The 15,451-nt window shown below is 58.5% G+C and carries 14 protein-coding genes; 6 read left to right on the top strand and 8 right to left on the bottom strand.

Annotated features, from left to right (window positions below; genetic code table 11):
* Window positions 1–564, top strand: coding sequence for a nucleotide exchange factor GrpE (locus ACR0AG_RS12600; protein WP_480839328.1), 564 nt, complete (start codon window positions 1–3; stop codon window positions 562–564).
* A gap of 58 nt (window positions 565–622) precedes the next feature.
* Here the strand turns inward: ACR0AG_RS12600 and mutS are convergent, their stop codons facing one another.
* Window positions 623–3,235 carry a DNA mismatch repair protein MutS gene (gene mutS / locus ACR0AG_RS12595; RefSeq protein WP_480839496.1) on the bottom strand — a complete coding sequence of 871 codons (2,613 nt, stop codon included), beginning with the start codon at window positions 3,233–3,235 and terminating at the stop codon, window positions 623–625.
* Between the two features lie 161 nt (window positions 3,236–3,396).
* Here mutS and ACR0AG_RS12590 point away from each other — a divergent pair, with 161 nt between their 5' ends.
* Window positions 3,397–5,661 (top strand): NADP-dependent malic enzyme, encoded by a 2,265-nt coding sequence (locus tag ACR0AG_RS12590; protein ID WP_480839326.1) that lies wholly within the window; start codon window positions 3,397–3,399, stop codon window positions 5,659–5,661.
* Complete coding sequence (locus ACR0AG_RS12585; protein WP_480839323.1) at window positions 5,658–6,527, top strand: ribokinase; 870 nt, start codon at window positions 5,658–5,660, stop codon at window positions 6,525–6,527. The genes ACR0AG_RS12590 and ACR0AG_RS12585 overlap by 4 nt, the downstream gene beginning before the upstream one ends.
* On the opposite strand, the gene msrA is transcribed toward ACR0AG_RS12585, so the two are convergent.
* The 5 genes from msrA to ACR0AG_RS12560 all read right to left on the bottom strand — a co-directional run bounded on the left by msrA (window position 6,524) and on the right by ACR0AG_RS12560 (window position 11,106).
* A complete protein-coding gene (gene msrA / locus ACR0AG_RS12580; RefSeq protein ID WP_480839321.1) occupies window positions 6,524–7,195 on the bottom strand; it encodes a peptide-methionine (S)-S-oxide reductase MsrA in 672 nt (223 codons plus the stop codon). The two genes, ACR0AG_RS12585 and msrA, sit on opposite strands and share 4 nt — an antisense overlap.
* A 96-nt stretch (window positions 7,196–7,291) precedes the next feature.
* Complete coding sequence (locus ACR0AG_RS12575) at window positions 7,292–7,576, bottom strand: SCP2 sterol-binding domain-containing protein (protein WP_480839319.1); 285 nt, start codon at window positions 7,574–7,576, stop codon at window positions 7,292–7,294.
* Window positions 7,577–7,638: 62 nt separating this feature from the next.
* Window positions 7,639–8,682 carry a M48 family metallopeptidase gene (locus tag ACR0AG_RS12570; RefSeq protein WP_480839317.1) on the bottom strand — a complete coding sequence of 348 codons (1,044 nt, stop codon included), beginning with the start codon at window positions 8,680–8,682 and terminating at the stop codon, window positions 7,639–7,641.
* 3 nt (window positions 8,683–8,685) lie between these two features.
* Window positions 8,686–9,753: a YjgN family protein gene (locus ACR0AG_RS12565; RefSeq protein ID WP_480839315.1), complete on the bottom strand. Its 1,068-nt coding sequence runs from the start codon at window positions 9,751–9,753 to the stop codon at window positions 8,686–8,688.
* Window positions 9,754–9,882: 129 nt separating this feature from the next.
* Window positions 9,883–11,106: an argininosuccinate synthase gene (locus ACR0AG_RS12560; RefSeq protein ID WP_170568657.1), complete on the bottom strand. Its 1,224-nt coding sequence runs from the start codon at window positions 11,104–11,106 to the stop codon at window positions 9,883–9,885.
* Window positions 11,107–11,369: 263 nt separating this feature from the next.
* On the opposite strand from ACR0AG_RS12560, the gene ACR0AG_RS12555 reads away from it, so the two are divergent.
* Window positions 11,370–11,966 carry a hypothetical protein gene (locus ACR0AG_RS12555; protein WP_480839313.1) on the top strand — a complete coding sequence of 199 codons (597 nt, stop codon included), beginning with the start codon at window positions 11,370–11,372 and terminating at the stop codon, window positions 11,964–11,966.
* A 58-nt stretch (window positions 11,967–12,024) separates the two neighbouring features.
* The gene (gene ilvA / locus ACR0AG_RS12550) at window positions 12,025–13,251 is read left to right on the top strand and encodes a threonine ammonia-lyase IlvA (RefSeq protein WP_480839311.1); all 1,227 of its coding nucleotides are present in this window, start codon (window positions 12,025–12,027) and stop codon (window positions 13,249–13,251) included.
* Here the strand turns inward: ilvA and ACR0AG_RS12545 are convergent.
* Window positions 13,248–13,574 carry an Hpt domain-containing protein gene (locus ACR0AG_RS12545; protein ID WP_480839309.1) on the bottom strand — a complete coding sequence of 109 codons (327 nt, stop codon included), beginning with the start codon at window positions 13,572–13,574 and terminating at the stop codon, window positions 13,248–13,250. The genes ilvA and ACR0AG_RS12545 overlap by 4 nt on opposite strands.
* 127 nt (window positions 13,575–13,701) lie before the next feature.
* On the opposite strand from ACR0AG_RS12545, the gene ACR0AG_RS12540 reads away from it, so the two are divergent.
* Window positions 13,702–14,991 carry a PP2C family protein-serine/threonine phosphatase gene (locus tag ACR0AG_RS12540; RefSeq protein WP_480839307.1) on the top strand — a complete coding sequence of 430 codons (1,290 nt, stop codon included), beginning with the start codon at window positions 13,702–13,704 and terminating at the stop codon, window positions 14,989–14,991.
* On the opposite strand, the gene ACR0AG_RS12535 is transcribed toward ACR0AG_RS12540, so the two are convergent.
* Entirely contained in the window at window positions 14,967–15,431 is a 465-nt protein-coding gene (locus ACR0AG_RS12535) for an NUDIX hydrolase (protein WP_480839305.1), read from the bottom strand. The two genes, ACR0AG_RS12540 and ACR0AG_RS12535, sit on opposite strands and share 25 nt — an antisense overlap.
* Window positions 15,432–15,451 lie beyond the last annotated feature (20 nt).

Here is a 15,451-nt window from a genome sequence, read left to right as displayed (position 1 = left end):
ATGGCAGAGCCCAAGAACGAAGAATTTCTGGACGATATCATGTCCGCAGAAGCCGAAGAACTGGCCGAGGAGATTGCTGAGATCAGCGAAGAGGCGCTGGAGCTGGATGAGCTGCGGGCCCAGCGAGATGAATACAAAGATAGATTCATGCGCGCGCTGGCGGATGCCGAGAACGCGCGTAAGCGTGGTGACAAGGCGCGACGCGACGCCGAACAGTATGGCGGGTCGAAGCTCGCGCGCGATATGCTGCCGGTTTACGACAACATGAAACGTGCCCTTGAAGCTGCAACCGATGAGCAGAAAGACGTGGCTGCTGGTCTGATTGAAGGTGTTGAACTGACCATGCGGGCGCTGAAAGACGTTTTCCAGAAGCACGGGATCGAGGTGATTACGCCACAGGTTGGTGATCGGTTTGATCCCAATGTGCATGAGGCGATGTTTGAGGCCCCGGTGCCGGGCACCAAGGCGGGCGACATCATTCAGGTTTCTGCCGAAGGGTTCATGTTGCATGACCGCTTGCTGCGCCCGGCGCAGGTTGGCGTGTCGTCGACCCCTGCGAGCTGATTGGCTTTTTCAAAGCCAAGCCTTCGGCGAGAGTATTTTTGAAAAGATGAAGGGGCGGTCAGGATTTGGCCGCCTCTTTCAATTTGTAGATCAGGTCGAGCGCGTCACGGGGGCTGAGTTCGTCGGGCAGGATGTCGTTAAGCATGTCCGTGACCGGTGACGCCTTGGGTGCCGGAGGTGTTGGGGCGGCGGCTGAGAACAGGGGCAGATCGTCGATCAGCGCCTTTTGTTTGCCTCCCTCTCGTTCGGTTTTTTCCAGTTGTTCAAGAACGGTGCGGGCGCGGTCAACGACCGAGGCGGGCAGGCCGGCCAATTGCGCGACCTGCACGCCGTAAGAACGATCGGCTGCACCTTTGTGGACCTCGTGCAGGAAGATGACCTCACCTTCCCATTCCTTGACGGCGACGGTGGCGTTGTCGACGCCTTCGAGCTTGCCCGCCAGTGCGGTGAGTTCGTGGTAGTGTGTGGCGAACAGGGCGCGGCATTGATTGGCGGCGTGCAAGTGTTCGAGCGTGGCCCAGGCGATCGATAGGCCGTCATAGGTGGCCGTGCCGCGGCCAATTTCGTCGAGGATGACAAGCGCCCGGTCGTCGGCCTGATTCAGGATGGCGGCGGTTTCGACCATCTCGACCATGAAGGTCGAACGCCCCCGTGCCAAGTCATCGGATGCGCCCACGCGGCTGAACAGTTGGCTGACCACGCCGATATGTGCCTGTTCTGCCGGAACGTAGCTGCCCATTTGTGCCAGTAGCGCGATCAAGGCATTTTGGCGCAGGAAGGTGGATTTACCGGCCATGTTGGGGCCGGTCAGCAGCCAGATCGCGGCCCCGTCTTCGGCACTTAGATCGCAATCATTGGCGATGAAGGCATCGCCTGATTGCTGGCGCAGCGCATGCTCGACCACTGGATGGCGACCGCCCTGAATGTCAAAGGCCCGAGAGGTATCGACCTGGGGGCGGCACCAGTTTTCCCCGCGCGCCAGATCAGCCAGCGCGGTGGTCAGATCCAGGTCTGCCAGCCCGCGTGCGGCTTGGTTCAGGCGGGCGGCAAGGGTCAGAATCCCGTCGGAGAGCCTTTGATAGAGCCGTTTTTCAATCTCAAGCGCCAGGTTTCCCGCGTTCAGGATACGGGTTTCGATCTCGGACAATTCCACGGTTGTGAACCGCACTTGATTGGCGGTGGTTTGGCGGTGGATATAAGTCTCGCTGAACGGTGGGTTCAGCATTTGTTCAGCATGTGTGGCCGTGGTTTCGATGAAATAGCCCAGCACGTTGTTATGCTTGATTTTCAGTGATGTGATATCGGTGTCTTCGGCATATTTCTGTTGAAACCCCGCGATCACGGATCGACCTTCATCGCGCAGAGTGCGGGCTTCGTCCAGTTCGGCGTCATATCCCGGCGCAATAAAGCCGCCGTCACGAGCCAGCAGAGGGGGTTCGGCGACCAATGCCTCATCCAACAGGTTCAACAGGTCATCGAAACCCACGAGGCTTTGCAGGGCTGATGTCAGCAGAACGGGAAGGTTTTGGCCCTCACAGATCTCAGCGATCGAAGCGGCTTGGGTCAGGCCGTTGCGGATCGCCGCCAGATCCCGGGGGCCGCCGCGATCCAACGACAGGCGCGAGAGGGCACGGTCGAGATCGGGGGTTTTGCGCAATGCCTCGCGCAGGTCTGACGTGATCAGGCTGTCTTCGGTTGCGAAAGTCACGGCGTCCAGCCGTGCGTAAATGACGTCCAGGTTTCGCGATGGGCTGGAGAGGCGCTGTTCCAGCAGCCGCGCACCACCGGGTGTTACAGTGCGATCCACCACCGCCAGCAGCGATCCGGCGCGCCCGCCGGACAAGGACCGGGTCAGCTCCAGATTGCGACGGGTGGCGGCATCGATCTGCACCACGCGATCCTCGGATTCTTTCAGCGGCGTTTGCAGCAGGGGTAATTTGCCCTTTTGCGTGATTTCCAGATAGTCGACCAGCGCGCCCATGGCAGAAACTTCGGCACGATTGAAGGTTCCGAACGCATCCAACGCTCCGACATTGAACAGGCTGCAGATGCGTTTTTCCGCCGCCGTGCTGTCGAAACTGGCGCGTCCGATGGGCGTCAGCGAGATACCCAGATCGCGCACAGGGTCTTGCAGCCCATCCTGCGCGCCTTCGGCCACGATCAACTCGGACGGGGCTAGCCGCGCAAGCTCGGGGCTGAGGCGCACCGAAGTCAATGGCATCACGTGAAACGCGCCAGTCGAGATATCGGCCCAAGCGATTGCGGCCTCATCCCGCACGTCGGAATAAGCGGCCAGGAAATTGTGGCGCCGGGCCTCAAGTAACGCGTCTTCGGTCAGCGTGCCGGGTGTTACCAGCCGAACCACATCGCGCTTCACGACTGATTTAGAGCCTCTTTTCTTCGCCTCGGCGGGGCTTTCCATCTGTTCGCAAACCGCTACGCGAAACCCTTTGCGGATCAGCGACAACAGGTACCCTTCGGCCGAATGAACCGGCACGCCGCACATCGGAATGTCTGCGCCATTGTGCTTTCCGCGTTTGGTCAGGGCGATGTCCAGCGCCTCGGCGGCGTTCACCGCATCGTCAAAGAACATCTCGTAGAAATCGCCCATGCGGTAAAACAGCAGAGCGTCCGAGTGGGCCTCTTTGATCTCAAGATATTGCGCCATCATCGGCGTGACTGTGGACAAAGGCGGCCCCCTTTTGGCGTCTTCCGGGCGTGACCTTACAAACCTGTCAAACGCTGCGAAAGGTGAAATCTATTCTCGTTGAGGCGCAGACCGGCCTGCGCTATGACGCAAGGGCCCCAACTTGTAAAGAAACGACGTATCCGATGGCTAAGACGAAGATCACCAAAGAAGAGGCGCTGGCCTTTCACCTGGACCCGACCCCCGGCAAATGGGAGGTGCAGGCCACCGTGCCCATGACCACACAGCGCGATCTGTCGCTGGCCTACAGCCCCGGTGTGGCCGTTCCATGCGAGGCCATCGCCGAAGCGCCCGAGACCGCGTATGACTATACCAACAAGGGCAATCTGGTGGCCGTGATCTCGAACGGGACGGCGGTGCTGGGCCTTGGTAATCTGGGGGCGCTGGGCGGCAAACCGGTGATGGAAGGCAAGGCGGTTCTGTTCAAACGCTTTGCCGACGTGAACTCGATCGACATTGAACTGGACACCGAAGACCCCGATGAGTTCTGCCGCGCGGTGCGTCTGATGGGGCCGACCTTTGGTGGCATCAACCTTGAGGACATCAAGGCGCCTGAGTGCTTCATCATCGAACAGCGCCTGAAGGAAGAGATGGACATCCCAGTCTTTCACGACGACCAGCACGGCACGGCGGTGATCTGTGCGGCGGGGCTGCTGAATGCGTTGCATATCTCGGGCAAGAAGATCGAAGATGTGAAAATCGTTCTGAACGGCGCGGGCGCGGCGGGGATTGCCTGTATCGAATTGCTCAAGGCGATGGGCGCGCGGTATGAAAACTGCATCGTCTGTGACACCAAGGGCGTGATCTATCAGGGTCGGACCGAGGGGATGAACCAGTGGAAATCAGCCCATGCGATTTCGACCGATCTGCGCACGCTTGAGGATGCGATGAAAGGGGCCGACGTGTTCCTTGGTGTCTCGGTCAAGGGTGCTGTGACGCAGGACATGGTGGCCAGCATGGCCGACAATCCGGTGATCTTTGCCATGGCCAACCCCGACCCCGAGATCACTCCGGAAGAGGCGCATGAGGTCCGCGTGGATGCTATCGTAGCGACCGGGCGCAGCGATTATCCCAATCAGGTCAATAACGTATTGGGTTTCCCCTATCTATTCCGCGGTGCGCTGGATATCCACGCCCGCGCTATCAATGACGAGATGAAGATCGCTTGCGCCCATGCGCTGGCCAATCTGGCGCGCGAAGATGTGCCCGATGAGGTCGCCATGGCCTACGGCAAATCACTGACCTTTGGGCGTGATTACATCATCCCGACGCCGTTTGATCCGCGTCTGATTCACCGTATCCCACCTGCGGTTGCCAGGGCGGGGATGGATACTGGTGCGGCGCGGCGGCCAATCATCGATATGGAAGCCTATGAGCTGAGCCTCAAATCCCGGATGGATCCGACCGCAAGCATTTTGCGCGGTCTGAACGCGCGCGCGCGTCAGGCCCAAAGCCGAATGATTTTTGCCGAGGGTGATGATCCGCGCGTTTTGCGCGCGGCGGTGACCTATCAACGCTCGGGCTTTGGCAAGGCGCTGGTGGTGGGCCGCCCCGATGATGTGAAGGCAAAGCTGGAAGAAGCGGGGCTAGGCGACGCGGTGCGTGAGCTTGAAGTGGTGAATGCCGCCAACACCGCTCATCTCGAAACCTATTCGGATTTCCTGTATAACCGATTGCAGCGCAGGGGCTTTGACCGCAAGGATATTCATCGCCTTGCAGCGCGGGATCGGCATGTGTTTTCCGCCCTGATGCTGGCGCATGGGCATGGGGATGGGCTGGTCACCGGGGCCACGCGGAAATCGGCGCATGTTCTGGACCGGATCAACCATGTATTTGACGCCGACGCGGCCCACGGGGCCGCGGGCGTGACCGCTTTGTTGCACAAAGGCCGCATCGTTCTGATGGGTGATACGCTGGTGCATGAATGGCCAAACGAGGATGATCTTGCCAATATCGCTGAACGCTCGGCCGCGGTTGCGCGCCACATGGGGCTTGAGCCGCGCGTTGCCTTTGTCAGTTTCTCGACCTTCGGATATCCGGTTTCTGAGCGGGCGGAAAAAATGCACCGTGCGCCGGCGGTCCTGGATCAGCGTGGCGTAGACTTTGAATATGAGGGCGAGATGACCGTGGATGTCGCGCTGAACGTGGATCAGCAGGCCAGCTATCCGTTCCAGCGTCTGACTGGCCCGGCCAATATCCTGATCGTTCCGGCGCGCCATTCGGCCTCGATCTCGACCAAGTTGATGCAGGAAATGGGGGGTGCCACCGTGATCGGCCCGATCCTGAGCGGTGTCGACAAGCCGATCCAGATCTGCTCGACCGTATCAACGGCCAATGACATTCTGAACATGGCGATACTGGCGTCCTGCGATATCTCGGGCAAGCCATGACGATCTGGAATCTCGGCTCTATCAACGCGGATATGGTTTACGCCCTGCCGCACCTGCCCAGACCGGGTGAAACCCTGGCCGCCGAGGGGCTGCAGCGGTTTTTGGGTGGCAAGGGTGCCAACATGTCCGTCGCTGCTGCGCGTGCCGGGGCGCGGGTTGCGCATATCGGGGCGATCGGGGCCGATGGGCGCTGGGCGCGCGATCGGCTGATGGAATATGGCGTCGACACGCGCCATATCGCCGAGGTCGACACGCAAACCGGTCACGCCATCATCGCGGTGGATGCGGAGGGCGAGAACAACATTATCCTGTTTCAGGGCGCAAACCACGCAATCTCTGACGACCAGTTGGGCCAGGCTTTGTCCTCGGCCATTGCGGGAGATTTGCTGGTTATGCAGAACGAAACCAATGCGCAAAGCCGAGCCGCGCAGATGGGGCGCGATCTTGGCCTGAAAGTCTGCTATGCTGCCGCTCCGTTTCAGGCGCACTCCGTGCAGGCGGTTCTGCCTCATCTGGATTTTCTGATCCTGAATGAGATCGAGGCCGAGCAACTGCGCCAGGCCACCGGGCAATCCGTCACAGATCTGGAGATTGCGCATGTGATTGTGACCTTGGGCGCCGATGGTGCGCGGTACTATCACCACGGAGAGATGTCTGACTTTCCCGCCCATAAGGTGAAGGCTGTGGATACGACCGGTGCGGGGGATACGTTTACCGGCTATGTGCTTGCGGGAATGGATCGCGGGATGCCCATGGCGCAGGCCATCGCCCAAGCAAATCGTGCCGCGGCCCTGATGGTCACGCGGCACGGTACGGCGGATGTCATCCCTGACCTGAATGAGGTTCAGGAGGCGCGGTTCGATTAGGACCCCGCGAATGGTGCGTCGCCACCCCAAAGCTGTTTGACACGGGCATCCCGGCCGCAGGCTTTGCGATAGGCCTTGTAAGCGTTCTTCTGGCGCTTGGGGCCAAAGCGGGTCAGCACCAGCTTGTCGCCTTTGTAGTAATCCTGATGGTAGGCCTCGGCCGGATAAAACGCGCCTTCATTGAGGATCGGGGTGACAACGGTTTGACCCAACGCGCTTTGGGCATTGGCTTTTGCCCGTTCGGCAACGGCTTTTTCCGCTGCGTTAGAGACGAAAATGGCCGTACGATAGCTGTCGCCCCGGTCGCAGAACTGACCACCGGCATCGGTCGGGTCGACCGAGCGGAAGAACATGTTCAGCAGGGTTTCGCGAGAAACGCGTCCCGGATCAAAGGTGATCTGAACGGCCTCGTAATGGCCAGAGCCGCCCTTTGAAACCTGGTCGTAGGTCGGGTTGGCGGTTTTGCCGCCGGTAAAGCCGGACACGGCGCCGATGACGCCGGGTACGGATTCGAAATCGGATTCAACGCACCAGAAACAACCGCCGGCGACGGTCAGCGTTTCTGTGCCCGCAGCCGGGGCGGGTGCGGCGCGCAGGAATGCGGCCAGCGTGATCAACGCAAACAACAGGGTTGGCTTGATGTAGTCGATATAGGCAGTCCGGGTCATGGCAAATCTCCTTCCAAAACAAAGCTGGCGCGATCTGCCGATTGTTTCAATCCGCTGACATGGTTTGTCACAGGCTGGTGAAACGAGTTTATCGGCTTATCCCAGCAATTGACCCAGCTTCAGCGCAATCCCCATATTGCCTGAAATCCTAATCTTGCCCATCGCAACCCCGGTCATCGGGCTCAGCTTACCGGTCAGAAGCTTCGACAGATTGTCGCGAGAGATGCGGATGGTGCAATCGGTGTCGCGGTCATCTGTGGTGGCGGTGTTGTCTGCCAATACGATCACCCCATCGGCTCCACAGTCGAATTTGAGCGAACCCTCAAAGGACTTACCCTCAAGATTGGTACGGATGCCGTCGGCTATGGCGCTGAGTGTCATGGAAATCCTCCTGTAATCCCTTCGGGTTAGGGGGATCGCTCGCGCGTGGCAAGGTCGCTGGCCTATTGACCTTGGGTCAGTGCATCGAGCGCTTCCATACGTTCCACCGAACCGGGGTGGGTGCTGAACCAGTCCGAGGTCTGTTCGCCGTATTGCGCATTCAAAAGCGCGAAGAATTCGGACAGCCCGCCGGGATCAAATCCGGCCTCACGTGCAAGGTTCACGCCGAACCGATCTGCGGACAGTTCATGCTGCCGCGAGTACGACAGGGACAAAAGCAGGTTCCCCTCAAGCAGAACCTGATCCAGGATCGGCCCCGTGTCACCGGCCAGCAAAGTGATCAGAACATAGCCCCCGACCGAGCGGTAGATCTGATGCAGCCCATGCTGTTCGGCGACATGACCGATCTCATGCCCCAGAACGCCCGCCACGGCATCCGGCGGGGCCATATCCACAAGTGCATCGCTGATGACGATGGTTCCGTTGGGCAAAGCGAAAGCGTTTGGGCCCATACCCGGCAGGTGGCGGAATTCCAGATGATACACATGCGATTCCGCCTCGGGGCCCATGGCTAACAGCAAACGTTCAAAATCGCGGCGCACATTGTCTTTGGTTTCCTCTGCCAGCGTGCTGGGCTCGGCCATGATCTGATCGACGACCTGCATGACGCCCGCTTCAATTGCCGATGTCAACGTGGGCGGTGTCATCCAGACGGCCAGAGCAACCAGAATCGTCAGCCCATATTTCCATGCCCCCCAGGCCCCGACCAGGCAGGCCAGCACAACAACAAAGAGACGCGGATGAAGCTGTTCGTACCGATGCAGGTCCGAGCCGCTGGAATCCCGGATCAAATGTTCCAACGCGTCATGATTGTTGGTCAGAAACAGGGTGCCGTCGGGAAAGTTCACCCGCCGCTCGGTCTGGCCAACGCGGGGCTCAATTTTCAGCGCGGCCGGGTCAGAGCGGGTCAGAACCTTGTTGTCATGGCCGATCAGCCACGCGGTATTTGTACCCAGCGCGAACCGTACCGGCACCTCGCGTGAGCTGAGCGGAGGATACGCGCGCCCGGTGACGGACGCGCTGATGTCGTTAGGTTGGTCAGCCAAGGATCAAACCGCGATGCCGATGTCGAACCCTTCTATATCACCATAAGCGTCGCCGATGGCACTGACATTTGCGGTGACCTCGTCCACGAACTCATCCAGCGGACCGCCCGGAATAAAGATCGTGTGCGCCGCCAGATACCGAACCCGCCGCACATGCGCCCAGGGCAGCAAAAGCCCCAGCGACAAGCCGATAACCACAAAGTTCGAGACTGAAATCCACAACAGACGCAGGGCTGAAACGTTGGAGTAAAACCGGTGTTTGCCACCCAGATCGGTGTAATTGTAGACCGTGTTGCGCACCATCGCGTGATAGATGATCGTGGCGGGAATAATGGCGAACAGAAGGAAGCCGTAGAGCGATATCACCGACAGCAGCGCCGCGACGTTCTGCGGATCGTCCTCCAATGTTTGAAATGCACTTAGTGTCGATGCGCTCCCGCCAAAAACCGCAAGGGATAGGATCATTGCAACCACAACCCATGCGATTGCCGCAAACATCGCCTTGTAGAACGGCCCAATTGGGCTGTCGAAATGCATTGGCGTCTGACCAAACGTGTGGCCGTTCACGTGAAACCGCTGAATTGACCGCGTCACAAAAGGCCAAGTGGTGTAGAGTGTTAGCGCCGCGATGAAGGGGTAGAGGAAGTAATTCGCTGCCGCCGTTCCGGTTTTTCCGTGAAAGTTGAACCGCACATTCGACCAGCTGGACATCCGTGCGTTGAACCGCAAGGACCGCACCAGCAGATAGGGAATCAGGACCAGCAGGCCTAGCAGCAGGATTAGTCCGACCAATGGAATGGCCGCCAGTATCGTGTAGGCGATGATCCCGGCCACAACGATTCCCCGCCCGATCAGAATCTGCAGCCCCGTCGCGTGGTAGTCAAAACTGCGCCCGGCGACATAGGTGTTCTGATAGAAATACTTCTTAGTCCGCACCTTTGCCCAGGCGCTGTAGATGCCAAGGGTGACAATCGACAACAACAGGTTGACGATCCAGATGCCGAAAAACTCACCAGCGGACCCCCGGAATTCAAATTCTGTCGGGGTGCCTTGTTGGGTTTCAGATTCCATGATTGCCTCAATCACAAATAAAAAAACGAGCCGATCCGTTCTGGATCAGCCCGCCCTGGATGCAAGATCAAACGGGCATTTATGCGGCGAAGTTGCGGCCCGAGGGTGGTTCGCAACCTTTCCGTGTGGTTATTTCAACCGCTTGTCCCGTGCTGCCAGCAGCTTCAGGCGCAGCGCGTTCAGCTGAATAAAGCCCGCCGCGTCTTTCTGATCGTATGCACCCGCGTCTTCTTCGAACGTCACATGCGCCTCGGAATAGAGCGAATGATCCGACCAGCGGCCCACGGTCGAGGCCAGACCTTTGTAGAGTTTCACGCGGACGGTGCCGGTGACATGCTCTTGCGAGCGGTCGATGGCAGCCTGCAGCATTTCGCGCTCGGGCGAATACCAGAACCCGTTATAGATCAGCTCGGCATATTGCGGCATCAGCTGGTCTTTCAGATGCATCGCGCCACGGTCCATGGTGATGGACTCGATCCCACGATGCGCTTCCAGCAGGATGGTGCCGCCCGGAGTTTCGTAGATACCGCGCGATTTCATTCCGACGAAACGGCCTTCGACCAGATCCAGACGACCGATGCCGTGTTTGCCGCCATATTCGTTCAGTTTGGTCAGAATGGTTGCGGGGCTCATCGCCTCGCCATTGATGCTGACCGCATCGCCTTTCTCGAAACCGATCTCGATGAATTCGGGCTCATTCGGTGCGTCCTCGGGATGCACCGTGCGCTGATAGACATAGTCCGGCGCCATATCGGCGGGATCTTCCAGAACCTTACCCTCGGACGAGGTGTGCAACAGGTTCGCATCGACCGAGAACGGGGCCTCGCCGCGTTTGTCCTTGGCTATCGGGATCTGATTTGCTTCGGCAAATTCCAGCAGTTTGGTGCGGCTGGTCAGGTCCCATTCACGCCACGGCGCAATGACCTTGATATCGGGGTTCAGCGCGTAAGCCGCCAGTTCGAACCGCACCTGATCATTGCCTTTGCCGGTTGCGCCATGGGCCACGGCATCGGCACCGGTTTCTTCGGCAATCTCAACCAGTCGTTTCGAAATCAAAGGCCGCGCGATCGAGGTACCCAACAGGTAGAGACCTTCGTACTGCGCGTTGGCGCGGAACATCGGGAAGACGAAATCGCGGACAAATTCTTCGCGGATGTCCTCAATATAGATGTTCTCGGGCTTGATCCCCAGCAGCTCGGCTTTTTTGCGGGCGGGTTCCAGTTCCTCACCCTGACCCAGATCGGCGGTAAAGGTCACAACCTCACAACCATACTCGGTCTGCAGCCATTTCAGGATGATCGAGGTATCAAGGCCACCGGAATAGGCCAGAACAACTTTCTTGGGCGCGGACATCTGATTTCCCTTTGTGCGTAGAACGACTGGCCCCTAGCGGGTTTTGGAACCGGGGGCAAGTTATGTGCGTTGACGCAGGCTAGGAATTGGGGTGAAACGGGCGGATAGAGAACAAGGATTGGTTGAGAGGGCGATTTCAAGATGTTGGGCTGGCAGATTTTTGTACATTCGGTGCGGATGGTTTTCCATGATTTGAACACAGCTCTGCGAGTGTCGTCACCGATTATCGCCGTAGCTTTGTTGGGCGTGATATTTTTTTTGCGGTGGGTCCAGACTTTGTGACAGGCCAACAGGGCAATGTCGGCGGTGTTTTTCTTTTAGCGGTTTTGAATTATGTCGCGGCGCTATGGGTTGCGGTGTCATGGCATCGCTACTGTCTATTGGAAGAATACCCGCAAGGCGCGGTACCCGCGTTCAACGGCTCACGGATATTGGCTTATTTTGGTTGGGCATTGTTGTTGGGACTATTGGCTGTGGTCATGTTCGGCATCGTTGCCGGTCTGGTTATTGCTTTTGGCTGGCCAATTGGCGGAGCCATTGCAGCCTTCGGGTTCATTTTCGCGCTTTGGGTTTTGCAACGCCTCAGTTTGGTTCTTCCGTCATGCGCGTTAGACAATAGGATGACACTTGGTGACTCGTGGCGTGCGACGGCACCGATTGCCGGGGCAATATTGCTAACCTTTGTCGTTTTCTTCGCCTTTTCCTTTGTCATAGGCTTTGTTGCCGGGTTGTTCGGCGTGCTGTCGGCCACTGTGGGGCTCCTGATGAATGCTGTTGTGCAGTGGATTGTGACCATGATCGGTTTGAGCATTTTGACTACGCTTTATGGCTTTTGCATCGAAAAGCGCGAACTCTCCTGAGCGCCGTACACATATGTATTCCTTGCCCTTTTGGTCAGGATAGGCCACTGACTCGGGCATGAGCGATTTCATGACCCGCGCCCGCGCTGCCGAACAGGCGATGCGCTCTGTTTTTCCGGCGACGCCGTTGCAGCGGAATGCGCATCTGTCCGATCGCTACGGGGCTGATATCTGGCTCAAGCGTGAAGACCTGAGCCCGGTGCGGTCCTACAAAATCCGCGGCGCGTTCAATGCGATGCGCAAACAGCAGGGGCAGGACCTGTTCGTCTGCGCCAGTGCGGGCAATCACGCGCAGGGCGTGGCCTATATGTGCAAGCATCTGGACGTGAAGGGCGTGATTTTCATGCCGGTGACAACGCCGCAGCAGAAAATCCAGAAGACCCGCATTTTCGGCGGCGATAATATCGAGGTTCACCTGACCGGCGACTATTTCGATGACACTCTGGCTGCGGCGCAGGCTTGGTGCGCCGAGCAAGGTGGGCATTTTCTGTCGCCCTTCGATGATGCGGATGTGATCGAGGGCCAGGCCTCATTGGCGGTCGAGATCGAGGAACAGCTGGGCAAGGTGCCGGATCATGTGCTGCTGCCGGTGGGTGGCGGTGGCATGTCTTCGGGCGTCGCGACCTGGTTCGGGGATCGGACCCATTGCCTGTTTGTCGAACCCAGGGGCGGGGCCTGCCTGCATGCGGCGATGGCGGCGGGGCATCCGGTAGCTTTGGACCACGTGGACAATTTCGTGGACGGTGCGGCGGTGGGCAAGATCGGGGCCAAGCCGTTCGAACTGCTTAAGGATCGGCATCTGTCTGACGTGCTGGTCCTGTCCGAAGACCGCATCTGCACCACGATGATCGAGATGCTGAATGTCGAAGGTATTGTGCTTGAACCCGCAGGTGCGCTGGCCATCGAAGCAATCGGCGATGTGCAGAGCTTTATCCGCGGCAAAACCGTCGTTTGTGTGACGTCCGGCGGCAATTTCGACTTTGAACGCCTGCCCGAAGTCAAGGAACGGGCGCAGCGCTATTCCGGCGTCAAGAAATACTTCATTCTGCGCCTGCCGCAGCGCCCCGGCGCGTTGAAAGAGTTTCTGAATATCCTCGGCCCCGAGGACGACATCGCCCGGTTTGAATACATGAAGAAATCGGCGCGCAATTTCGGCTCGGTCCTGATCGGAATCGAAACCCGTAAGCCAGAGAATTTCGCGCGCCTGTTTGCGCATCTGGATGACGCCGGTTTTACCTATACCGACATCACCGAAGATGAGACCCTGGCGCAGTTTGTAATTTAGAGGTTCTGCGCAAGCTCTGATTGGAAGACCGATTTGGAGGTATCAAAGGATGCCAGGATTTCGGTCAGATCGACTTCGTCCCCCTGACCGGCGGCGGCCTTGCGTTCGCCATCCTGGCACAGGCGCGAGAACTGATCAAAACCCAGACTGAGCGCGCTGCCTTTCAAAAAGTGCAGATTCTGTTCCAGCTGTACGCGCTGGGCGTCCTGTTTCACGCGGGTTATGGCCTCGTGCACTTCGTCCAAAAAAATCTCGACGACTTCGTCGAATTCGTCGGCACCAACTTCATCCCGCAATTGTCTGACTCTGGGCCAGTGAATCATGGCCGCCCTCCGATTGGAAACTGGATCAAGTGTTAGGCCCCATTCGTAAACGGCGGCTTAAGTCACGGCTGATTTTGCGTCTTCACCGGATGTTAAACCAGCGAGTCGTAAGTTTGAGGGGTCGAAAATGGACAGGGATTCCAGCGTGCAAGATACCAGTCAAGCCGAGGCCAAGGTCGCGCTGGATTTTGGCGCGATCCAGCGGGTTCTGATCGTTGACGACAGCCGTCTGCAGCGGCGCATCCTTGCCGCATCCCTCAAGAAATGGGGGTTCGAGGTTCTCGAAGCCGACAATGGCGAAGATGCGATTGAAATATGCAGCACCAGCCTGCCTGACCTTGTCCTCAGCGATTGGGTGATGCCGGGGATGAGCGGTCTGGAGTTTTGCCAGAAGTTCAGGGCGCTGGATAATGATCAGTACAGCTATTTCATTCTGCTGACCTCCAAAAGCGAAAAGCAGGAGGTCGCCCGCGGTCTGGACGCCGGGGCCGATGATTTCCTGATCAAACCGCTTGAGGCGGATGAACTGCGCGCGCGCATCTCGGCCGGTGCGCGCATTCTGGTGATGCAGCGCGAGCTGTCAGACAAGAACCGGATGATTGAAGACGCGCTGGAAGAGCTGAAATTGGCCCATGACGCGATCGACAAGGACCTGATGCAGGCGCGCAAGATCCAGGAATCACTTGTGCCGGAACTGCACCGGACCTTTGGCAATTCCCGGGTCAGCCTTTTGCTGAAACCCTGCGGGCATATCGGCGGGGATCTGGTGGGCATGTTCTCGCCCGGTGTGAACCGTCTGGGCTTTTACAGCATTGATGTGTCGGGGCATGGTATCACTTCGGCCATGATGACAGCGCGGCTGGGCGGTTACCTGTCCAGCACACATTTCGATCAGAACATCGCAATGGAGCGGCGATTCAACAAGTTCTACGCCTTGCTTCCGCCCGAGGAGGTGGCCGCATCCCTGAACAATCGCCTGATGGCGGATTCCGGTATCGAAGAGTATTTCACGATGGTTTATGCCATTGTCGATCTGCGCAACGGGCATCTGAAAATGGTACAGGCAGGGCACCCGCATCCGCTTTTGTTGCGCCAGACTGGCGAAGCAGAGTTTCTGGGCGAAGGGGGGATGCCGATCGGCTTGCTGCCCGATGTCAGCTTTCAGCAAACCGAGACCTATATGAAACCGGGCGACAAACTGCTTTTGTATTCCGACGGGTTCACAGAATGCCGCATGGCGGACGGCTCGATGCTGGAAGATGACGGGCTGGTGCGCATGGCCCGCGATTGCGCAGCCGATCAGGGCGGGTCCGAGTTTCTGGACGATATGTTCTGGCGGCTGACGCAGGCCATGCCCCCCGGCGGCGGGATGGAGGACGACGTCTCGGCCGTCTATTTCGAATATAACGGGCCTTGATGCTGCTGTGTGTGTTGCATCGCAAAATGGCGGTCACCGGCATTGCCCAAAAGATGGGCCGCGTCTGCGGAATTCATCCAGAGCGCTTCGTGAAATTCTTCGGACGGGGGGCCGACCTGTCGGATCGGGCGGGCGCGGTAGATCATGCAGATCTTCTCGGCCCAGAGGTCATATTCCGGCATATAGGCAAAGCGGCGAAACGTGCCGATGCGTCGTGGGGATGAGATCAGCCACCCGGTTTCTTCAAACACCTCGCGGTGCAGGGCGGAAATGGGTGATTCTCCGGGGTCGATGCCGCCGCCGGGCAATTGCAGATCCGGGTGTGGCTGTGTCTGACAGGTCAGCAACAATTGCGCACCTCGCGGCAAAATTGCGTACACACCGGGGCGTCGGGTGTATTTCTGACCGGGAACGGGGCTTTCCCCAAATCGTCTGATCATGTATGGCCCCTTACAACCCA

This window comes from Ruegeria sp. H6 (assembly GCF_056532975.1).
The sequence above is the reverse complement of the archived record's forward strand: the minus strand, read 5'-3'. Positions and strand labels throughout refer to the sequence as shown.